Below are 21,577 nucleotides of genomic sequence, written 5' to 3' on the forward strand. Positions count from 1 at the left end.
CAAATGGACGGCGGTTCCCCCCCGCTGGGGGGGGGCCACCGCGCTGTGGTCACCGCGTCCCGCGCGCGCGCGGCGCCAAGGGGTAAAACAATCGGCGCGGGTGGACGCACCCCCTCCCGGGGCGCCCCACCACCGTCTTTTCGTGCGTGTCCGCTCAGGTCAGCGGTGGGCCCGGCTCCGGGGTCGGCAGCGGTTCCGGGGCCGGCATCGGGTCCGGGCGGACCGGATCGGGGGTCGGGGCCGGGCCCGGAGGTGCCGGTGCCGGAGGCGGCGGGGTGGGGGTCGGCGGCGGCGGGTTCGGCGTGGGGGCCGGGCCGGGAGGAGCCGGCTCGGGGCCCGGGGAAGGGTACGGGTCCGGCACGGGGGCCGGACCGGGTGTGGGGCTGGGGTAGGGCTCGGTCATCGAGGCCTCCTCGGTGCGTGCGGGTGGATGTCTGCTCTGGACTACTCCCCCGCGTACCCGACACCCGCCTTCACACTCGCGCTCCCGTGTGACGGTACGAGGACCAAGTGGGCCGAGGGGCGGTCAGAACCGTCCGGGGTGCGCCACCAGCCACTCCTTCGCCGCGCGCAGCAGCTCCGGGTCGGACTGCGGGGCGACCTCGGGGTGACGGGCGGCCCATTTGACGACGTACGGGCAGAGCGGGGCGACGACGATTCGCTCGCGCTCGGCGATGGCGTACACCTCGCGTGCGAGCTGGCCCGCGATGCCCTTTCCCTCGTGGGCCGGCTCCACGATCGTGTGGACCGGGACCAGGGCGCGCTCGGGGGACTCGAGGACGAAGTACTGGATGTGGCCGACGACTTCGCCGTCCGCGCCGCCGTCGCCGAAGGCCTCCAGGCGGCCCGCCGTCCGGTCGTCGCGGATCTCGATGTCGCTCATGAACACGCTCCTGGGAATCGGCGGATCAGGCCGGTACGGCCGGCGTCGGTCTCCCGAGCGTAACGGACGATGATCACTCGATCACAAGGAATCCGCGATGGGCGACGGCCGCCCGGCGAGGGGTCCCGCCGGGCGGCCGTCGTCGCCGAGGTCCCGCTACTGAGCCGGGCTCCCCGGTGCGGGAAGCGCGGGCAGGGGCGGGAGCGCCGGCAGCGGCGGCACCGCGCTGCCCAGGACGCCGGTGACCAGGGAGAGCACCGGCGACAACAGGCCGGTGACCGCGCCCAGTACCGCGCCCAGGTCGAGGGAGGACAGCGCCGAGACCAGCTTGTCGACCGCCGACTGGAGCTGGGCCACGGCGTCGGAGATCGGGTCGGCGGCCAGGGCCGTCGCGCCGGCGGGGGCGGCGGGCCGCTCCTGCACGCGCTGCCTGAGCGAGGCGTACGCGGTCTCGACGGCCTTGGTGTACGCGGCGGCCTCCGTCGCGTCGAGCGGTCGGCCGGTGCGGTCGGTGAGGTCGCTCAGCACGCCGAGCAGGGGGTCGGCCGCGGCGGTACCGCGGACCTCCCGCAGGTCGTCGAGCCATACGCCGAGGTCCTGCGCCCCGGCGGCCGTGGACGCCCCGGGGACGGACGACTGCGCGGAGGCGGTGCCGACGACGGGGCCGAAGACCAGCGCGGCGCAGAGGAGGGACGGCAGGAGCAGTCCACGGGAAACCAGGGGGGACATGCACATTCCTTTCGGGGGCTGTCAGGTGCAGCTCTCTAGGGCTCACCGTGAGAACCCCGTCGGCACCCCGCAACCGGCCGCGCGCCGGGCTCCCCGCCCCCTTGTGCCTTCGAGAAAGCGCCTACCTGCGGGTTCTCGCCCACGCACACCGTCTTCCGTACCGCCCGCGCGTTCGGCCGTCAGGGTACGGGCCCCCTCACGCGGCCGCCTCACGAGAGGTGTCCGCGACCGCGTCCTCGGGCTGCCGCTCGAACTGGGTCCGGTACAGCTCGGCGTACCGTCCGCCGGCCGTCAGCAGCTCGTCGTGCGTGCCGCGTTCCACGATCCGGCCCGACTCGACGACCAGGATCTGGTCGGCCGAGCGGACGGTGGAGAGGCGGTGGGCGATGACCACCGCGGTGCGGCCTGACAGTGCCTCGGCCAGGGCTTCCTGGACGGCGGCCTCCGAGGTGTTGTCGAGATGGGCGGTGGCCTCGTCGAGGATGACCACGCGCTGACGGGCCAGCAGCAGCCGGGCGATGGTCATGCGTTGGCGTTCGCCGCCGGAGAGCCGGTAGCCGCGCTCGCCGACCACCGTGTCGAGGCCGTCGGGCAGGGACCGGACGAGGTCGTCGAGGCGGGAACGGCGCAGGGCGTCCCACAGGTCCGCCTCGGTCGCGCCGGGCCTGGCCAGTTGGAGGTTGGCGCGGACGGTGTCGTGGAAGAGGTGGCCGTCCTGGGTGACCATGCCGAGCGTGGAGCGCAGGGAGGCGCCGGTCAGGTCGCGGACGTCGGTGCCGCCGATGCGTACGGCGCCCTCGTCGACGTCGTACAGGCGCGGCAGGAGTTGGGCGATGGTCGACTTGCCCGCGCCGGAGGAGCCGACGAGCGCCACGGTCCGGCCGGGTTCGGCGCGGAAGGAGATGCCGTGCAGGACCTCGGCGCCGCCGCGGGTGTCGAGGGAGGCGACCTCCTCCAGGGAGGCGAGCGAGACCTTGTCGGCGGACGGGTAGCCGAAGCGGACGTTCTCGAACTCGACGGCGACCGGGCCCTCGGGCACCTCGCGGGCGGTCGGTTTGTCGGTGATCAGGGGCTCCAGGTCCAGTACTTCGAAGACGCGCTCGAAGCTGACCAGTGCGCTCATCACCTCGACCCGGGCGCCGGCCAGCGAGGTGAGCGGTGCGTACAGACGGGTCAGAAGGAGGGCGAGGGAGACGACCGCGCCCGGCTCCAGGGTGCCGCGCAGGGCGAACCAGCCGCCCAGGCCGTAGACCAGGGCGAGCGCCAGGGAGGAGACGAGGGTGAGGGCGGTGATGAACGCCGACTGGGCGGTCGCGGTGCGGACGCCGACGTCACGGACCCGGCGGGCGCGGGCCGCGAACTCCTCGGACTCCTCCTCCGGGCGCCCGAAGAGCTTGACGAGGGTGGCGCCGGGGGCCGAGAAGCGCTCGGTCATCCGGGTGCCCATCGCCGCGTTGAGCGTGGCCGCCTCGCGCTGCATGCCGGCCATGCGGCTGCCCATGCGCCGGGCCGGGATCACGAACACCGGGAGCAGCGCGAGCGCGAGGAGGGTGATCTGCCAGGACAGGGTGAGCATGACGGCGAGGGTCAGCAGCAGCGTGACCAGGTTGCTGACCACTCCGGACAGGGTGTTGCTGAACGCGCGTTGGGCGCCGATGACGTCGTTGTTGAGACGGGAGACGAGCGCACCCGTACGAGTACGTGTGAAGAACGCGACGGGCATGCGCTGCACATGATCGAACACAGCCGTCCGCAGATCGAGGATGAGCCCTTCCCCCAGGGTCGCCGAGAGCCTTCGGCCGAGGATGCCGAGCGCCGCCTCCAGAACCGCCATCAAGGCGATGAGCAGGGCGAGGCGTACGACCGTGCCCTCGTCGCCGCCCGACACGATCGCGTCCACGACGCGTCCGGCCAGGACGGGGGTGGCGACGGCGAGCAGTGCGGTCACCACCCCGAGCACCACGAACCGGGCGATGCGCGCCCGGTGCGGACGGGCGTAGGCGCCGATGCGGCGCAGGGTGGCGCGGGCGAAGGGGCGGCTCTCCTGTTGGGCGTTCATGACACTCTGCAGCTGTGTCCACGCCGTGGTCTCCATGCTCATGGGAGAGAACGTAGAACCTCAAGCATCGTTGAGGTCAAGGCGCCTTCAAAGCCACCGCTCCCCAGGAACCCCCACGCCCCCCATTCCCTCAAGGACTCCAAGGACCCCATGACAGCCCCTCCCCAGCCGCTGTCCGCCTGTAAGCCTCTGGCCGTGATTCAGCCACCCGCCGTTGGCGCGGTGCGGAGACCCTCTTCAGATGTGACCACGGTTCAGCTCCCCGAAGGACCACTCCCCGAAGGACGATTCCCCCGACGCGTCCCGGTCCGCCAGATCCTGTGTCTGCTTCCGCTCCTGCTGGTCGTCGCCGTCGCCGTGCAGCACTGGTCGGTACTGGCCGAGGGCTTCGGCCATCTCCGGGAGGCCCAGTTGCCCTGGCTGCTGGCCGCGGTCGGCGCCACCTGTCTGACCTGGGTGGCGGCCGCCTTCACCCGGCAGGGCGCGGTCGTCGACCGGCTGCCCCGACGGCGGCTGCTCGCCACGCAGTTCGCGGCCGGCTCCGCCAACCACCTCCTGCCCACCGGCCTCGGCGCGAGCGCCGTCAACCTGCGGTTCATGTCGGTCTGCGGGATCCCGCTCGCCCGCTCATCGGCCGCGCTCGCCCTGTATCTGCTGGCGGAGTGCGTCGCCAGGGTGGGCCTGCTGGTCGCCCTGCTGCTGGTGTTCCCGGATGCGCTGCGGTTCGGCGAGCTGCTGCCCGAGGGCGCGATCGGCCCGCTGCTGATCGCCGTCGGCGGCGTACTGCTCGTGGCGGGTACGGTGTTCGCGTTCGTACGACGGCTGCGGGCGGCCGCGCTGTCCTTCCTCCGTACCGCGCTGGGCGAACTGCGCTCGGTGCACACCCGGCCCTCCCGCGCCCTCGCCCTGTGGGGCGGCTCGCTCGCCTTCCCCGCGCTCCAGGCGGCCGGACTGGTCCTGGTCGGACAGGCGTTGGGCCTCTCGGTGCCGCCCGCGCACATGGCGGTGGCCTATCTGGCGGCGACGGTCGCGGTCGCGCTGGTCCCGACGCCGGGCGGTATCGGCTCCGTGGAAGCGGCGCTGATCGTGGCGTTGGTGGCGGCGGGCGGCCCGGCGGCCGTGGCGACGGCGGTGGTGCTGGCGTACCGGATCATCACGGTGTGGCTGCCGTTGCTGCCGGGGGCGTTGACGCTGGGTGCGCTGGTGCGGTTGAAGGTGATCTGAGCCCGGTCGGTCACACCGGGTGGTGTCACCAGGGCACGGGCTTGCCGTCCCGGAAGAAGCCGCCGGTGGGCCCGTTGTCGGGCAGGGTGGCCGCCCAGACGATCCCGGCGGCGCCGTCGGCGACGGGCCGGCCACCGCCACCGCCCATGTCGGTGGCGACCCAGCCGGGGCAGATCGCGTTGACGAGGACGCGCTGCCGGCGCAGTTCGCCGGCCAGCAGGCAGGTGAGGGCGTTGAGCGCGGCCTTGGAGACGCCGTAGGCGGGGGTGCCGCCGCTCATCGACTGCAGGGAGGCGGCCTCGCTGCTGACCATGACCACCCGTGGATGCGGGCTGCGCCGGAGCAGCGGAAGCAGTGCCTGGGTGACCCGCCAGGCACCGAACAGGTTGGTGTCCAGGGCGCGTTGGACCTCGGCCAGATCCGCGGACCGGGCCTGGGCCCAGGTGTCGTAGAGGATCGCGGCGTTGTTCACGACGACGTCGACGCGCCCCACCTCCCGGGTGACCCACTCGCCCATGGCGGTCACGCTCGCCGCGTCGGAGACGTCGAGCTGGACGGCGGTCACACGCTCGCCCCGCGGGTCGATACGGGCCGCGGCGGCGCGGCCCTTGCCGAGGTCACGGGAGCCGAGCAGCACCCGATGCCCTCGGTCGGCGAGCTGCCGTACGACCTCGTACCCGATGCCGCGGTTGGCGCCGGTCACCAGGGCGACCGGCGGGGCCGTGCGCTCGACTGCCATCGGCACTCCCTCGGTAAGGGATCGGTACGGGATCCTCAGCGTCGCACAGCGGGTGGATCAACGGACGGACGGTCAACGGGGCGGCGCGGACTGTGCGAGATCCGGGGCGTTCACGCACGACCGGCGCCCACCTCGACCGGAGTGTTCACGGGCGGCCGACCGTCACCTCGACCGGACCGCCCTCCGAATCGACCCCGCCCGCCCAGCCGGCAGCCAGCCGCACCGTGCGGTTCGGGACGGCCGTCCAAACGCGCTGGCGGTGCAGCAGGCGACCGTCCTGGGTGACGTGCAGGAGGGGACGGTTGAGGAGGGTGGCGGTACGCAGGACGTACGGGTGACGGTCAGTCGGAGTGACACGGTTCGGGGCGATCCATCGCAGGGGTGGGGCGACGGTGAGGGGGACGCCGGTCGGCCAGGTCGTACCCGTGAGCCACTCCCGGACAGCACGGGCCGTGTGCGTCCCCTCTTCGGCCGCCGTGGCCGCGCTCTCCACGGCGTGCAGCACACTGCCGGCCGCGAAGACGCCGATGCGGGAGGTGCGCAGGGCACCGTCGACGGCGGGGCCACGGGTGCCGGGGTCCAGGTCGATGCCGCCGCGCCGGGCGAGTTCGTGGTCGGGGACGAAGTCGCCGGTGAACACGACGGTGTCGCAGGGCAGCACGGCCGTACGGCCCGCCCGGTGCCGTACCCGCACGCCCGACAGCCGTCCGTGGCCGAGGAGTTCGACGACGGTCGTGTCGGTCAGGAGAGGGACGCGGTGGCGGAGTCGGGTGGTCTGGGCGCGGACCGGCACGGACTGGGAGTACGCCAACTCCGTGACCATGGCGACGACATCGGCTCCGGCCGCCACCACCGTGTCGGCGGCGGCGTAGGAGACGTCCTCCGCGCCGACGACCACCGCGCGGCTGCCGATCCGCTGTCCGTGGAGGTGGACGGCCTGCTGGAGTTCGCCGGTGGTGAGGACGCCGGCGGGCCGGGTGCCGGGTACCAGCCGGGCGGCGCGGGGGCGTTCGCGGGCGCCGGTGGCCAGGACGATCGCGCGGGCGCGGAGGGTCTCGGGGCCGTCGGGACTCACGGTGGTGAGCGACAGTGGGCCCGCCCAGTCGAGGGCGGTCACTCCCGTGCGGACGACCGCGCCCGCGCGTGCCGCCACCGTGGTGAGCAGGCGGGCGTAACCGGGGCCGGTGAGCGGATGCAGCCACGTACCGAAGCCGCCGTGGGCGCAGTGCCGCGGCACTCCCCCGGCCCGCAACTCACGGTCCAGCACCTCTACTTGACCCACGCCGGCCACGGCCAGGCGAGCGGCGACCGCGAGGCCGGCCGGGCCGGCGCCCACGACGAGGACATCGACGTCCCTCATGCGCGGGCCCCCTCGAAAGCGGCGGTGAGCAGGCGGGCGCAGGTGAGGCGGAGAAGCCGGCACGGCCGACCCCCGAGGCCGCCGGGCACGCGATGCCTCCGCGCTTCCGCGGCCCGCGACTCCCTGTCCAGGACGTCGACGCGACCCGCGCCCGCCACGGCCGGGCGAGCCGCGGCCGCCAGGCCGGTATCCACCATGAGCACCTCCACCGCCCTCACCCCCGCGCCCCCTCGAACAACGCCCGTACGGCCGCACCGCAGTGGAAGCCCTGGCAGCGGCCGGAGCGGGCCCGGGTGCGGCGGCGCAGTCCGTCGACGGTATGGGGCGCGATCGTACTGGTGAGGGCGTCGCGGATCTCGCCGCGGGAGACGCGTTCGCAGTGGCAGACGAGGGTGCCGTACTCGGGGTCCTGGGCGATGAGTTCAGGGCGTTGGTAGGGGCGGGGGAAGGCCTCGCCGAGGTTGGGCATGTGGATCGGGGTCAGGTCACGGGGTGGGGTCAACTCCAAGCCGGTGTCGGCCAGTAGGGCGGTGACGTGGTCCGCGATGGCGAGGGAGGCGGTGAGGCCGGTGGAGCGGATGCCGCCGACGGTGACGGTGGCCTGCTCGGGGTGGGCGAGGATGCGGTAGTCCTCGTGCTCGGTGGCGGCGCGCAGTCCGGCGTAGACGGCGGTGACCTCCTCGTCGAGCAGGTCCGGCAGGATGCGGCGGCCCTGTTCGCGCAGGCGGGACAGGGCGTCGGCGGTGGAGCCGGTGGCGTGCTTGTCGCGCAGGTTCTCGGCGGTCGGGCCGAGCAGGACGTTGCCGTAGACGGTGGGGGCGACCAGGACGCCTTTGCCGAGTGCCGTGGGAACGGGCAGCAGGATGTGGTGGACCAGGGCGCGGGCGAACTTGTCGAAGACGAGGAGTTGGCCGCGGCGAGGGGTGACCGCGAAGTCGTCGTGGCCGAGCCGTCGGTCGAGGGTGTCGGCGTGCAGCCCGGCCGCGTTGACGAGCCGGCGGGCGCGGAGCGGGCCGCGGGTGGTGCCGAGGCGGTGGACGCCGCCCTCCCGACCGACCTTTTCCACCCGGGAGTTGAGGTGCAGGTCCACTCCGTGCCGGACCGCCTGGGTGGCGTACGCCAGAGTCGTCGTCCAGGGGCAGATGATGCTCTCGCCGGGGATGTGCAGGGCACCGAGGGCGCCGGGGCCCAAGTGCGGTTCTCGTGCGTAGAGTTCGGCGGGTCCGAGCTCGCGTGCGTCCGCGTAGGCGTTGCGCTCGGCCTTCTCGGCCAGGCCCGGCAGGGCGGCGAGTTGGGTCTCGTCCCAGGCGACCAGCAGCGCGCCGACTGGTTCGACGGGGATGCCCGACTCGGCTGCGTAGAGCGCGAGTTGGCGGGACCCCTCCCGGACCAGCCGCGCCTCCAGCGAGCCGGGGACCGCGTCGAACCCGGTGTGCAGGATGGCGGTGTTGGCCTTCGAGGTGCCCTGGCCGACGTCGTCCTGGGCCTCGACGAGGGCGATCCGGAGATCCGCGTGGCGGGCCAGCCGGCGGGCGATCGCGCAGCCGACGACCCCGGCGCCGACGATCGCGACGTCGTACACGGTCCGGGGCAGCAGCCCGCTCGCGGTGACCGTCACGCGGGGGCCCGGTCCAGCAGTGCGGCGACCTCACGGCGGAAGCCGGCCAGGCGTTCGGCGGCCTCGTCGGCGGTGATGCGCGGCTCGTAGACGGCGGCCGGCTTCCAGTCCGGCAGTGCGTCGGCGACCGTGAGCCCGGGCCGGGCACCGATGCGGGCCAGGGTGCCGACGCCGAGCGCGGTGGCGTCGGGCAGGGCGGACACCTCGACGGGGCGTTGCAGCAGGTCGGCCTGGGTCTGCATGAGCAGGGCCGAGCGGGTCAGGCCGCCGTCGACGCGCAGTTCCCGTAGGGGTTCCCCGAGGTCGGTGGCGGCCGCCTCGGCGAGTTCGACGACCTGGGCGGCGAGTCCTTCGCACAGGGCGCGCACCAGGTGCCCGGGGGTGGTGTCGAGACCGAGTCCGGTGAGCGAGCCGCGCAGGTCGCCGCGCCACCAGGGGGCGGCGAGCCCGGCGAGGGCCGGGACGAAGGTGACGCCACCACTGTCGGGAACAGCACCGCCGACCGTGTCGAGGTGGCCCGCTCCCTTGATCACGCCGAGGTCGGTGAGCCAGCGCACCGCGGAGGCGGCCGTGTAGACCTGGCCGTCGAGGCAGTAGCCGGTGCGGCCGGCCACCCGCCAGGCGACACAGCTGACCAGTCCCGAGGTGCCGTGCCGTGGTGCGTCGCCGGTGTGGGCGAGGAGGAACGCGCCTGTGCCGTAGGTGCACTTGGCGCTGCCGGGGGCGGTGACGCGCTGGGCGAGCAGGGCGGCCTGCTGGTCGACAGCGAGGCCGGTGACGGGCAGCTCCGGTCCCAACTCGCGGGTGATGCCGACCGGTTGAGCGTTGTCGACGATCTCGGGGAGCCGTTCGTCCGACAGCCCGTACAGGTCCAGGGCGCGCGGCGACCACCGTACGCGGTCGAGGTCGAGGAGTTGGGTGCGCCCCGCGGTGGCCGCGTCGGTGACGAAGGCGCCGGTGAGGCGGTGCACGAGCCAGGTGTCGCTGGTGGTGACGACGCCCTCTCGGGTGAGGTGGCGGCGGATCCAGGCCATCTTCGGGGCGGCGAAGTACGGGTCCAGGGGCAGGCCGGTCAGGGCGCGCAACTCGTCGGCGTGCGGGGCTAGTTCGGCGCTGAGGGTCTCGGCGCGGCGGTCCTGCCAGACCAGGGCGTCGGTGAGCGGGCGGCCGGTGTCCGGGTCCCAGGCCAGGACGGTCTCGCCCTGGTTGGCCAGGCCCAGGGCGACGACGGGTTCACGGGCCTCGGCGAGGGCGCGGGAGCCGGCGTCGAGCACCGAGCGGTACAGCTCCTCCGGGTCGACCTCCACTAGGCCGCCGGGCAGATGGCGGGGGTGCACGGCGGCGAACCCGGTGCCGATGACGCCGCGTTCGGGGCACAGGACGAGTGCCTTGGTGCCGGACGTGCCCTGGTCGACGGCGAGTACCGCACCTGTCATCGCTGCGTCTGCCAACGAAGTCTCCTGTCCCGACGAAATCCCTTGCACATCCCGAAAAGACAGAACGCCCGGTATCCCGAACCCCTTCGACTCCCCCGTCCCGGTTCCCTCATCCCGGCTCTCGGCTCAGCTCTCCCGGCGATCACTGCGCGCCAGACTGCCGCCGCGCCGCCTACCGCGTCAAGCAACGCTGACGACTGGTCAACTCCCTTTGGACCCACGGGTATACGCCAGCATCAGGGAAACCGGTGGAGCGAGGGGACCCGCACCCCTACAGTGGCCGCCGTCCGATCGCACACCCCTCGATCGTCGCCCGCAGGAGGGCTGTTTGTTACTCCACTCCGCCAGGCCCCGCCCCCACCACGGGGCGGGCGGCTGAATGGCCCGAGAAGGAGCACGTCCCACCTACGACCCCGCCGGGCACGACCCGGCCCTGCGCGCCGCCCTCCAGGACCTGCGCACCGGACGCTGGATGTCCATGCGCGGCCTGCTCGCCGACACCACCACATGGTGGCGGTGGACCCAGCGCACCCAGGTGCTCGCCACCGCGGCGGCCGGCACCGACGTCGTGCGGACCTGGCTCGACGAGGAACCGCACAGCGTCCCGGCCCTCGTCATGCACGCCCGGGTCGCCGTGGAGCGGGCGCTGCGGGCGCACCGGGAGGACCACGGCCGCACGCGTGAACTGTGGCGGGAGGCCTGGCAGTCGTGCGACGCGGCGGCCCGGGCAGCACCGCAGGACCCTGTCCCCTGGGTGTGTCTGCTGGCCCTCGCCCCGCTCGACCGGGAGCAGTTACGGCCCGAGCACCGGGTGGCGCCGCCCGAGGCGATGCTGCCGCCGGGGCCGTGGGGGCTGCTGGCGGAGGCCGGCAAGCGGGACCCGTACAACCGCGAGGCGTACCACCGCATGCTGCAGTTCCTGTACGCGCGCGGCCCCGCCGGACGCCTCGCGGAGGCGACCGGGTTCGCCCAGTGGGCCGCGGACACGGCACCGCCGGGATCCGCCCTGCACGTCCTGCCGCTGTACGTACGCGTCGAGCGCTATCGCCGCACGGGCGCCCGGGACGCCGCGCTCGATCTGCACTGGGTCGCCGAGGACGCCGGCCGTGAGACCCGGCAGGCCCTGCACTCCTGGTTCGAGGTCACCCGCAGCGACGAGCGCTCCCCGCTCGACCTCAACCATCTCGCCCACGCTCTGTGGGGCGCCCTCCAATTCCCTGACGCGGCCCGGGTGTTCGACGCGCTCGGCCCGTACTGGACGCCCGTCCCCTGGATCCACCGCGCAGCCGACCCCGGCGACCGTGCCCAGGCATTGGAGGTCTTCCTCCAGGCCCGGACGCGCAGTTCGGCGGCGCGCAAGCAGTCCTGACCGTCCTTCCCTCCGGAGGTTTCCGCATGTCGAGCACGAGCAGTCCCCACCCGCACGACGAAGAAGAGCGCCTCCGCGAACTCGGCTACCGGCCGGTGCTGGCCCGCCGGATGGGCGGCTTCGGCAACTTCGCGATCAGCTTCTCGGTGATCTCGATCCTGTCCGGCTGCATGACCCTGTACGGCTTCGGCATGGGCGCCGGCGGCCCCGCCGTGATGCTGTGGGGCTGGGCGGGCGTAGGCCTGTTCGTGCTGTGCGTGGGGCTCGCGCTGGCCGAGGTCACCAGCGCGTACCCGACCTCCGGCGCCCTCTACTACATGGCCGACCGGCTCGGCGGCCGGCGTTGGGGCTGGTACACGGGGTGGCTGAATCTGCTCGGTCTCTTAGGCGCGATCGCCGGCATCGACTACGGGGCCGCCCTGTTCACGGGCGCGTTCGCCAGCATCCAGTGGGGGTTCGAGCCGACACCGGGCAAGACCATGCTGATCTTCGTGGCGATCCTGCTGCTGCACGGCGTGCTGAACCTGTTCGGGGTCCGGCTGGTCAGCGTGCTCAACTCGATCAGCGTGTGGTGGCACCTGGCCGGAGTCGCCGCCATCGTCGGCGCGTTGGCGATCGTCCCCGACCACCACCAGTCGCCGTCCTTCGTGTTCACCGAGTTCGTGAACGACACCGGCTGGTCCAACCCCCTCTACGTGGCGGCGATCGGCCTCCTCCTCGCCCAGTACACCTTCTCCGGCTACGACGCCTCGGCCCATCTCTCCGAGGAGACCTCCAACGCCTCGGTGTCGGCGGCGAAGGGGATCGTGCGCTCCATCTGGGTGTCCTGGATAGCGGGCTTCGTGCTGCTCGCGGGTCTCACCTTCGCCATCCAGGACTACGCCGCCACCAGGGCCAGCGACACCGGGGTGCCGCCCGCGCAGATCCTGCTCGACGGTCTGGGCACCGACGGCGCGAGCGCGCTGCTGCTCGTGGTGATCGTGGCCCAGCTCTTCTGCGGCAACGCCGAGGTGGCCGCCGCCAGCCGCATGGTGTTCGCCTTCAGCCGGGACGGCGCCCTGCCCGGCTCCGGCCTGTGGCGCAAGGTCAGCACCCGCACCCAGACCCCGGTGGCGGCCGTCTGGCTGGCCGTGGTGGTGGCCGGTCTGCTCGCGCTGCCGTCCCTGTACTCGGCGACGGCGTACGGCGCGGTCACCGCCATCAACGTCATCGGCATCACCCCGGCGTACGCCATCCCCGTCCTGCTGCGGCTGCGCGCGGGCGACCGATTCACGCCCGGGCCCTGGCAGTTGGGCCGGTGGAGCAAACCGGTCGGCTGGGTCGCCGTGGTGTGGGTGGCCTGCGTGACGGTGCTGTTCTGCCTGCCGCAGTCGTCGCCGGTGACGGTCGACTCGATGAACTACGCGTCCGTCGCGCTCGCCGTCGTACTCGTCCTCGCCACGGTGTGGTGGTATGTCGCCCGCCGTTCGTACGGAACGCCCAGGACGGCCGCGTACGGATCGGACCACGAGCAGGCCGAACTCGCGGAGGGTATTGTCTGATCCGCGCTGGTCAGGTACGAACTGCCGTGCGGGATAGGGCACGATGAACGCTCGCACTTCCCGTATCGAGCAGGTGGCAACGTGACGACACTTCACATCCGGTTCCCGGCGGCAACTCGCGCCGCGCACAAGCTGGTCGGAGGTGACCGGTGACCCGAGGGCTCACCCTGGACGACTGGGTCCATGCCGGAATCGCCCTGGCCGCCGGTCTGTTGACCGCGTTCCTGTTGCGCATGCTGCTGCGGTGGCTCGGTCGGCACGCCGACCGCACCCGCTGGAGCGGCGACGACGTCATCGTGGAGGCGCTGCGCACCGTCGTGCCGTGGGCGGCGTTCCTCGGCGGCGTCGCGTCGGCGGGCGCCGCGCTGCCGTTGACGAAGTCGGTGCAGCACCACGTCAATCAGACGCTCACCGTGGTGCTCATCTTCGTCGTCACGCTGGCGTCGGCCCGGGTGATCGCCGGTCTGGTGCGGGCGGTCACCCAGTCCCGCTCCGGGGTCGCCGGGTCGGCCACGATCTTCGTGAACATCACCCGCGTACTGGTCCTCGCCATCGGCTTCCTGGTGGTCCTCCAGACGCTGGGCATCTCGATAGCCCCGATGCTCACCGCCCTGGGCGTGGGCGGTCTGGCGGTCGCGCTCGCCCTCCAGGACACCCTGGCGAACCTCTTCGCGGGTATCCACATCCTCGCCTCCAAGACCGTGCAGCCCGGCGACTACATCAAGCTGAGCAGCGGCGAGGAGGGCTATGTCGAGGACATCAACTGGCGTCAGACGACGGTCCGGGCGCTGTCCAACAACCTGGTCGTGATCCCCAACGGGCAGCTCGCGAAGACGAACATGACCAACTTCATGCGTCCCGAGCAGGACCTGACGATCCTGGTCCAGGTCGGAGTCGGCTACGACAGCGACCTGGAGCACGTCGAGCGGGTCACCCTTGAGGTCATCGCGGACGTGATGACCGGGATCAGCGGCGCCCTTCCGGAGCACGAACCGGCGGTCCGCTTCCACACGTTCGGGGACTCCCGGATCGGCTGCACCGTGATCCTGGGCGTCGGCGAGTTCAGCGACCAGTTCCGCATCAAGCACGAGTTCATCAAGCAGTTGCACCGGCGCTACCGCGACGAGGGCATCCGGATCCCGGCGCCCACGCGGACGGTGGCGCTCCAGCAGGGATCGCTGTCGATTCCGCAGCAGCGCAGCTCGGCGGAGGTGGGCGACATGACTGCCGCCCACCCCGAATGAGCCAGGTGACCTACAGGGTCGCCGAGTTGTCGTGGTGCCCGCTCGTCCGCTTGCGCGGCGCGAGCGTGGAGCTCGCGGGCGTGACCGTCCAGTCCGGGTGACCGGGCATCCGGGGGGTCTTCGTGCCGTAGAGCCAGTCGCGCAGGAAGCCCGACAGGTCCTGGCCGGAGACCTCCGAGGCGACGGCGATGTAGTCGTCCGTCGTCGCCGAGGAGTTGCGGAAGCGGTTCAGGAAGGTGCTCTCGATGTTCGCGAAGACGCTCTCGCCGACCAGCTGGCGCAGGGCGTACAGCACCAGCACACCGCCGAGGTAGCGCTGGTTGTCGAACAGGTTGGCCTCGTTGGGCGCGGCCACCGGCCCCGAGTCACGGCGCCACTGGTCGCCGAGCGCGTAGGTGTTCTTCATCCGGGCTTCCATCGTGGTCAGGCCGATGGAGTCGGCCCAGCCGCGCTCGTAGCGGTACAGCAGCCCGTAGAAGTCGGCGTGTCCCTCGTTCAGCCACAGGTCGGCCCAGTTGCCGGGGCTGACGAGGTTGCCGAACCAGGAGTGGACCAGCTCGTGCATCATGTGCGAGCCGATGGCCTTCTCCGCCTGGAGCAGGAAGTTCGGCTTGTACAGGGTGAGGGTCTGCGTCTCCAGGCCGGTGAAGTCGAAGGCGTCCGCCTTGTCGGTGTTCGCCGGCAGCAGGCCGTACGTCTCGAACGGGAAGGCGCCCAGGCGCGCTTCCAGCCACTGGACCAGGTTCGGGGTGAGCGCGAGCGCCGGTTCGAGGGCGGCGGCGCGGGCGGCCGGGACGACATCGCGCAGCGGCAGGCCGTTCGGGCCCTGCCGGTCCTTGATGACGTAGTCGCCGACGGTGATCTGCGCCAGCTCGGTGGCCATCGGCTCACGGGACTTGTACGAGTACGCCGTGCGGCCGTCGGCCAGCGCCTCGGTGCCGGTGAGCAGGCCGTTGGCGACACCGCGTGTTCCCGCGGGTGCGGTGACGCGGAAGGTGAAGTCCGCCTTGTCCGACGGGTGGTCGTTGCACGGGAAGACGGTGTGCGCCGAGTTGGGCTGCGGGCAGATCGCGAAGCCGTCCGGGGTGACGACCCAGGCGGTGTGCGCGAGGGCGCGGGCCGGGTCGGCGCCGTACTCGACGCAGATCGTCGTCCGGGCCTTCGTGGGCAGCGGACGGGCGGGGGTGATCCGCAGCTTCTCGCCCACCTGCTCGAAGGTGGCGGCGCGGCCGCTGACGCGGACGGCGCGTATGTCCAGGCCCAGGGCGTCCAGGGAGAGCCGGGTGAGGGCCTGGGTGGTGGTTATCTTCAGGGTCGCCTTGCCCTCGACCAGCTTGGTGGTCGCGTCGTAGGCGAGGTCGAGGTGGTAGGCGGAGACCCGGTAGCCGGCGTTGCCGAGGCTCGGGTAGACGGAGTCCCCCAACGTCTCGGGCCCGGGCGTCCCCCCGCCCGTGGTGCCCCCGTCCCTGGTGGCCGCCGAGGCCTGGGTGCCGATGGTCATGGCTGCGGCGGTGCCGATCAGGGCGGCAGCCGGGGCGGTCACTCTGGTGCGATATCTCATGATCCGCTTTCGCTCGGGCGGCCGGGTGGTCGGTCCGGCCGTCGGATGAGTCGTGCGCTGGCGTCGCACGACCCGGGTCATCCACCCGAGTAGTGCGATCACCCCTCTATGACTCCAAGATCGTGCGCGGAGGTTGCATCGCGAGAGCAGGATGTTGTCCGGACGTCGGGAGCGGGATGTTGTCCGGAAGTCCGGACGGACCGCTGTCGAGCCGACGTCGGTCACGAGATATCTTGATGTCGAGCAATGTTGCAGACGTGGAGCGGAGCACCCGGTGACTGACTCGACCATCTTCTATACGCACACTGACGAGGCCCCTGCCCTGGCAACGTATTCCTTCCTGCCGGTGGTCCAGGCGTACGCCTCGCAGGCGGGGGTCGCCGTGGAGACGCGGGACATCTCGCTGGCCGGGCGGATCATCGCCCTGTTCCCGGAGTACCTGACCGAGGACCAGCGGATCCCGGACGCCCTCCATGAGCTCGGCGAGCTGGCCAAGACGCCCGAGGCCAACATCATCAAGCTGCCGAACATCTCGGCGTCCATCCCGCAGCTCAAGGCCGCCGTCGCCGAGCTGCAGAGCCAGGGCTACGCGCTGCCGGACTACCCGGACGACCCCAAGACCGACGAGGAGCGGGACGTCCAGTCCCGCTACGACAAGGTCAAGGGCTCCGCCGTGAACCCGGTGCTGCGCGAGGGCAACTCCGACCGGCGCGCCCCCGCCTCGGTCAAGAACTACGCCAAGACCCACCCGCACCGCATGGGCGCCTGGACCCCCGAGTCCAAGACCAACGTGGCGACGATGGGCGTGGACGACTTCCGCTCCACCGAGAAGTCCGCGGTGATCTCCCAGGCGGGCTCGCTGCGGATCGAGCTGGTCGGCGACGACGGCTCCACCACGGTGCTGCGCGAGTCGGTACCGGTCCTCGCGGACGAGGTCGTCGACGCGTCCGTGCTGCACGTGGCCCCGCTGCGCGAGTTCCTCACCGCGCAGATCGCCCGCGCCAAGGCCGAGGGCGTGCTGTTCTCCGTGCACCTCAAGGCCACGATGATGAAGGTCTCCGACCCGATCATCTTCGGTCACGTGGTGCGCGCCTTCTTCCCGAAGACCTTCGCCGCGTACGGCGAGACGCTCGCCGCGGCCGGCCTGACCCCGAACGACGGTCTGGGCGGTATCTACAAGGGCCTGGAGGCGCTGCCCGAGGGCGCCGCGATCAAGGCCTCCTTCGACGCCGAGCTCGCCGAGGGCCCGGCGCTCGCGATGGTCGACTCCGACAAGGGCATCACCAACCTGCACGTGCCGTCCGACGTGATCGTCGACGCCTCGATGCCGGCCATGATCCGCACCTCGGGCCACATGTGGGGCCCGGACGGCGCCGAGGCCGACACCCTCGCGGTGCTGCCGGACTCCTCGTACTCCGGCGTCTACCAGGTCGTGATCGACGACTGCCGTGCCAACGGCGCCTACGACCCGGCCACGATGGGTTCGGTCCCGAACGTCGGTCTCATGGCGCAGAAGGCCGAGGAGTACGGCAGCCACGACAAGACCTTCGAGATCCCGGCCACCGGCACGGTCCGCCTCGTCGACCAGGCGGGCAACGTGGTGATCGAGCAGGCCGTCTCGGCCGGCGACATCTTCCGCGCCTGCCAGACCAAGGACGCGCCGATCAAGGACTGGGTGAAGCTGGCCGTCACCCGTGCCCGCGCCACCGGCAGCCCGGCCGTCTTCTGGCTGGACGAGACCCGCGCGCACGACGCCAACCTGATCGCCAAGGTCAACGCCTACCTGACGGAGCACGACACCGAGGGCCTGGACATCCGGATCCTCAACCCGGTCGAGGCGACCAAGCTGTCGGTCGAGCGCATCCGCCGCGGCGAGGACACCATCTCCGTCACCGGCAACGTGCTGCGCGACTACCTGACCGACCTCTTCCCGATCCTGGAGCTGGGCACCAGCGCGAAGATGCTGTCGGTGGTCCCGCTGATGGCGGGCGGCGGCCTGTTCGAGACGGGCGCCGGCGGCTCCGCGCCCAAGCACGTCCAGCAGCTGGTCAAGGAGGACTACCTGCGCTGGGACTCGCTCGGCGAGTTCTTCGCGCTGGTCCCGTCCCTCGAGCAGTACGCCGAGTTCACGGGCAACGCGCGGGCCAAGGTCCTCGCCGACACCCTCGACCGCGCCACGGCGACCTTCCTCAACGAGGACAAGTCCCCGACCCGTCGCGTCGGCGGCATCGACAACCGCGGCAGCCACTTCTTCCTCTCCCTGTACTGGGCGCAGGAGCTGGCCGCGCAGACCGACGACGCCGACCTGGCCAAGGCCTTCGCGCCGCTGGCCGAGACGCTCGCCGCCAACGAGGAGAAGATCGTCGGCGAACTGCTCGCCGTCCAGGGCTCCCCGGTCGACATCGGCGGCTACTACCAGCCCGACCCGGCCAAGGCGGCCAAGGTCATGCGCCCCTCGACCACGTGGAACGAGGCGCTCGCGTCCCTGTGACGCCCGCTTGATCTCGTACGCCGCCCCGGCCGGGTTCTCCCGGCCGGGGCGGCTGCGTTGCGGGCCCCGGGCCCCACCGCCGCACCGGATCACCAAAAGCCCCGTACCGGTTCATGAAGGCTCTGTGTCACGCGCGACGAGACGCTGGTCCGCGCCGATCATCCGTGGTTCGCTCGTCGTATGACGGTGCTCGTGACCCGGCGCCACGTCGACTACGTGCGCGTGACCACCACTGCGTGTAGTGCCGTGAGCTGACGCTCCCCTCCGGCCCTTCCCCCGCCTTCCGCTGCCGTGCTCCCGCGTGTCCGCACGCGTACGCCGGCATGCCCCTTTGCACGAGGAGCAGCACCATGAGCCAGCCCATCGACTCCGTCACCGCCGGTCACACGCCCGAGGACGAACCCGCGGGCCCCGACACCTCGGCCTGGTCCTTCGAGACCAAGCAGATCCACGCGGGTGCCGCGCCCGACCCGACCACCGGTGCCCGCGCGACGCCGATCTACCAGACCTCGTCGTTCGTCTTCCGGGACACCCGGCACGCCGCCGACCTGTTCTCGCTCGCCGAGCCCGGCAACATCTACACCCGCATCCACAACCCCACCCAGGACGTCTTCGAGCAGCGCGTGGCCGCGCTGGAGGGCGGTGTGGCGGCCGTGGCCCTGGCCTCCGGACAGGCCGCGGAGACCCTGGCGATCCTCACCCTGGCGAGCGCGGGCGACCACCTCGTCTCCAGTACGTCGCTGTACGGCGGCACCTACAACCTGTTCCGGCACACCCTGCCGAAGCTGGGCATCGAGGTCTCCTTCGTGGACGACCCGGACGACATCGAGGCCTGGCGGGCCGCGATCCGGCCCAACACCAAGGCGCTGTTCGCGGAGACGCTGGGCAACCCGCGGGGCAACGTGCTCGACGTGCGGGCGGTCGCGGACGCGGCGCACGAGGCGGGCGTACCGCTGATCGTCGACAACACCGTCCCGACTCCCTTTCTCCTGCGGCCCATCGAGCACGGCGCGGACATCGTCGTGCACTCGGCGACCAAGTTCCTCGGCGGACACGGGACGACCATCGCGGGGGTCGTCGTGGACGGCGGCACCTTCGACTTCGGAGCCCACGCGGAGCGGTTCCCGGACTTCACCGAGCCCGACCCGAGCTACCACGGCCTCCAGTACTGGCCGGCGCTCGGCCCGGGCGCCTTCGCGATCAAACTGCGGGTGCAGCTGCTGCGCGACCTCGGCCCGGCGCTCTCCCCGCACTCCGCGTTCCTGCTGCTCCAGGGCGTGGAGACGCTGAGCCTGCGCATCGAGCGGCACTCGTCGAACGCCCAGGCGCTGGCCGAGTGGCTGGAGCAGCGGGACGAGGTGGCGGCCGTCCACTACCCGGGCCTGCCGTCCAGTCAGTGGTACGAAGCCGGGCAGACGTACCTGCCGCGCGGGGCCGGCGCCGTCGTCTCCTTCGAGCTGCGGGACGGCGTCGAGGCGGGCAAGCGGTTCGTGGACGCCGTGGAGCTGTTCAGCCACCTGGCCAACATCGGTGACGTCCGCAGCCTGATCATCCATCCGGCGTCCACGACCCACAGCCAGCTGGACGAGGGGCAGTTGGCCGCCACGGGGACCTCGCCGGGCCTGGTGCGCCTGTCGGTCGGCATCGAGAACCTCGCCGACCTCAAGGCCGACCTGGAGGCCGGATTCCGCGCGGCCAAGGGCGCGTAGGTGCCGGCGGCCGCCACCGCTGCTCCTGATGGTCCCCTCCCGCCGGCCACCGGGGCCTGGCGGGAAGGGGACCCGCCCGGGCGGCGCCGGTGGCACACCCCGGAGAAGCCGCTCCCGCTGGAGGCGGGCGGTGAACTGCCGGGCGCGCGGCTGGCGTTCGAGACCTGGGGGCGGCTCGCGCCGGACCGCGCCAACGCCGTCCTCGTCCTGCACGCCCTCACCGGCGACAGCCATGTCGTGGGCCCGGCCGGGCCCGGGCACCCGACCGCCGGCTGGTGGGACGGGCTGGTCGGCCCCGGGCTCGCGCTCGACACCGACCGCTGGTTCGTCGTCGCCCCGAACGTCCTGGGCGGCTGCCAGGGCAGTACGGGACCGGCGTCGACGCGTCCCGACGGGCGCCGGAGCTGGGGCGGCTCCTTCCCGTTCCTGACCCAGCGCGACCAGGTCGCCGCCGAGGCCGGGCTCGCCGACGCGCTGGGCGTCGAGCGGTGGGCACTCGTCGTCGGCGGGTCGATGGGCGGGATGCGGGCCGTGGAGTGGGCGGTGTCCCACCCCGAGCGCACCGGCGCGCTGCTGCTGCTCGCCACCACGGCGGCGGCGAGCGCGGAGCAGATCGCCTGGTCGAACATCCAGCTGCACGCCGTCCGTTCGGACCCGCACTGGCAGGGCGGCGACTACCACGACACCGCCCGCGGACCCCGCACCGGCCTGGGCCTCGCCCGCCGACTCGCCCACGTCACCTACCGCAGCGAACCCGAACTCCGGCTCCGCTTCGGCCGCACACCCCAGGGCACCGAGGATCCCTGGAACGGCGGCCGCTACCAGGTCGAGTCCTACCTCGACCACCACGCCGCCAAGCTGGTCCACCGTTTCGACGCGGGCAGTTACGTGGTCCTGTCCGAGGCCATGAACGCCCACGACGTCGGCCGGGACCGCGGCGGCACCCGGTCCGCGTTGAGCCGGGTCACCGCGCGCACGCTGGTCGCGGGCGTCGACTCCGACCGCCTCTACCCGCTCGCACAGCAGGCCGAGTTGGCCGCGCTGATCCCGACCGCCGACCGGTTGCGGGTGATCGAGTCGCCGTACGGGCACGACGGGTTCCTGATCGAGACGGAGCGGGTCGGGGAGCTCGTTCGGGAACTCCTGGGCCCCGGCTGACAGTTGGCGCCGGCTCGCGGGCCCGGCTGTTGTCCCGGGCCGGCTGCTGCTCCGGGCCGCCCGCTCACCAGTCCCGCGTGCCGATCAGCTCCTCCACGTCCGCGTTCTCGAAGCCGTAGGTCTTCGCGACGAACCAGAAGTCCTCGGCTATCTCCTCGCGGGCCACGGTCTCGATCTCACTGCCGGCCTCCTCGAAGGCGGTCTCGAGGTCGTTGAACTCGTCGGTGGCGGCCTGGGTGAGGACGTACAGCGCGTCCAGGTCGGCGGGCCGCTCGGCCTCGATGCGCTCGCACAGCCGCAGCAGGATGTCCCGGCCCCGGTCCACCACGTGGTCGGGGTAGTAGGCGTCCCTGTACAGCGCCTTGAGAAACGCGTGTGCGGCCGCCTGCTGGTTGCTGATGGGCATGGTGCTCCCCCGGGTTCGTGCCCACGGACGTCTCGCGGATGTCCGTGCCT

16 protein-coding genes are annotated in these 21,577 nt (G+C 72.3%); 7 read left to right on the plus strand and 9 right to left on the minus strand.

Annotated features, from left to right (window positions below):
* Positions 1 to 526: 526 nt before the first annotated feature.
* From ACIP6U_RS02290 to ACIP6U_RS02300, 3 genes are all read right to left on the minus strand, one after another.
* Positions 527 to 883: a GNAT family N-acetyltransferase gene (locus ACIP6U_RS02290; RefSeq protein ID WP_401711657.1), complete on the minus strand. Its 357-nt coding sequence runs from the start codon at positions 881 to 883 to the stop codon at positions 527 to 529.
* Positions 884 to 1,039: 156 nt separating this feature from the next.
* Positions 1,040 to 1,612, minus strand: coding sequence for a hypothetical protein (locus ACIP6U_RS02295; RefSeq protein WP_401711659.1), 573 nt, complete (start codon positions 1,610 to 1,612; stop codon positions 1,040 to 1,042).
* 196 nt (positions 1,613 to 1,808) lie between these two features.
* Complete coding sequence (locus tag ACIP6U_RS02300) at positions 1,809 to 3,707, minus strand: ABC transporter ATP-binding protein (protein ID WP_401712883.1); 1,899 nt, start codon at positions 3,705 to 3,707, stop codon at positions 1,809 to 1,811.
* 207 nt (positions 3,708 to 3,914) lie between these two features.
* Between ACIP6U_RS02300 and ACIP6U_RS02305 the strand changes: the two genes are divergently transcribed.
* Positions 3,915 to 4,895, plus strand: coding sequence for a YbhN family protein (locus ACIP6U_RS02305; RefSeq protein WP_401711662.1), 981 nt, complete (start codon positions 3,915 to 3,917; stop codon positions 4,893 to 4,895).
* A gap of 25 nt (positions 4,896 to 4,920) precedes the next feature.
* Here ACIP6U_RS02305 and ACIP6U_RS02310 read toward each other — a convergent pair whose 3' ends face one another.
* From ACIP6U_RS02310 to ACIP6U_RS02325, 4 genes are all read right to left on the minus strand, one after another.
* Positions 4,921 to 5,634: an SDR family oxidoreductase gene (locus tag ACIP6U_RS02310; RefSeq protein WP_401711665.1), complete on the minus strand. Its 714-nt coding sequence runs from the start codon at positions 5,632 to 5,634 to the stop codon at positions 4,921 to 4,923.
* 145 nt (positions 5,635 to 5,779) lie between these two features.
* The gene (locus tag ACIP6U_RS02315) at positions 5,780 to 6,994 is read right to left on the minus strand and encodes an NAD(P)/FAD-dependent oxidoreductase (protein ID WP_401711668.1); all 1,215 of its coding nucleotides are present in this window, start codon (positions 6,992 to 6,994) and stop codon (positions 5,780 to 5,782) included.
* A gap of 214 nt (positions 6,995 to 7,208) precedes the next feature.
* Positions 7,209 to 8,612, minus strand: a complete 1,404-nt coding sequence (locus ACIP6U_RS02320; RefSeq protein ID WP_401711670.1) for an FAD-dependent oxidoreductase — start codon at positions 8,610 to 8,612, stop codon at positions 7,209 to 7,211.
* Entirely contained in the window at positions 8,609 to 10,048 is a 1,440-nt protein-coding gene (locus ACIP6U_RS02325) for an FGGY family carbohydrate kinase (RefSeq protein WP_401712886.1), read from the minus strand. Before ACIP6U_RS02325 ends, ACIP6U_RS02320 begins: the two co-directional genes overlap by 4 nt.
* Before the next feature lie 379 nt (positions 10,049 to 10,427).
* Between ACIP6U_RS02325 and ACIP6U_RS02330 the strand changes: the two genes are divergently transcribed.
* The 3 genes from ACIP6U_RS02330 to ACIP6U_RS02340 all read left to right on the plus strand — a co-directional run bounded on the left by ACIP6U_RS02330 (position 10,428) and on the right by ACIP6U_RS02340 (position 14,202).
* Positions 10,428 to 11,417 carry a hypothetical protein gene (locus tag ACIP6U_RS02330; RefSeq protein ID WP_401711673.1) on the plus strand — a complete coding sequence of 330 codons (990 nt, stop codon included), beginning with the start codon at positions 10,428 to 10,430 and terminating at the stop codon, positions 11,415 to 11,417.
* Between the two features lie 26 nt (positions 11,418 to 11,443).
* Positions 11,444 to 12,958, plus strand: a complete 1,515-nt coding sequence (locus ACIP6U_RS02335) for an amino acid permease (RefSeq protein WP_401711676.1) — start codon at positions 11,444 to 11,446, stop codon at positions 12,956 to 12,958.
* Positions 12,959 to 13,107: 149 nt separating this feature from the next.
* On the plus strand, positions 13,108 to 14,202 hold the full coding sequence (locus ACIP6U_RS02340) for a mechanosensitive ion channel family protein (RefSeq protein ID WP_401711679.1): 1,095 nt from the start codon (positions 13,108 to 13,110) through the stop codon (positions 14,200 to 14,202).
* A gap of 10 nt (positions 14,203 to 14,212) precedes the next feature.
* Here the strand turns inward: ACIP6U_RS02340 and ACIP6U_RS02345 are convergent, their stop codons facing one another.
* Positions 14,213 to 15,763, minus strand: a complete 1,551-nt coding sequence (locus ACIP6U_RS02345) for a M1 family metallopeptidase (RefSeq protein ID WP_401711682.1) — start codon at positions 15,761 to 15,763, stop codon at positions 14,213 to 14,215.
* A gap of 274 nt (positions 15,764 to 16,037) precedes the next feature.
* Between ACIP6U_RS02345 and ACIP6U_RS02350 the strand changes: the two genes are divergently transcribed.
* From ACIP6U_RS02350 to ACIP6U_RS02360, 3 genes are all read left to right on the plus strand, one after another.
* On the plus strand, positions 16,038 to 18,254 hold the full coding sequence (locus ACIP6U_RS02350; protein ID WP_401711685.1) for an NADP-dependent isocitrate dehydrogenase: 2,217 nt from the start codon (positions 16,038 to 16,040) through the stop codon (positions 18,252 to 18,254).
* A 350-nt stretch (positions 18,255 to 18,604) separates the two neighbouring features.
* Complete coding sequence (locus ACIP6U_RS02355; protein WP_401711688.1) at positions 18,605 to 19,963, plus strand: bifunctional o-acetylhomoserine/o-acetylserine sulfhydrylase; 1,359 nt, start codon at positions 18,605 to 18,607, stop codon at positions 19,961 to 19,963.
* The gene (locus ACIP6U_RS02360) at positions 19,964 to 21,121 is read left to right on the plus strand and encodes a homoserine O-acetyltransferase (RefSeq protein WP_401711690.1); all 1,158 of its coding nucleotides are present in this window, start codon (positions 19,964 to 19,966) and stop codon (positions 21,119 to 21,121) included.
* A 64-nt stretch (positions 21,122 to 21,185) separates the two neighbouring features.
* Here ACIP6U_RS02360 and ACIP6U_RS02365 read toward each other — a convergent pair whose 3' ends face one another.
* Positions 21,186 to 21,527 (minus strand): DUF5713 family protein, encoded by a 342-nt coding sequence (locus ACIP6U_RS02365; protein WP_401711693.1) that lies wholly within the window; start codon positions 21,525 to 21,527, stop codon positions 21,186 to 21,188.
* Positions 21,528 to 21,577 lie beyond the last annotated feature (50 nt).

This window comes from Streptomyces sp. NPDC088794 (assembly GCF_044750545.1).
In the GTDB taxonomy this organism is placed as follows: domain Bacteria; phylum Actinomycetota; class Actinomycetes; order Streptomycetales; family Streptomycetaceae; genus Streptomyces.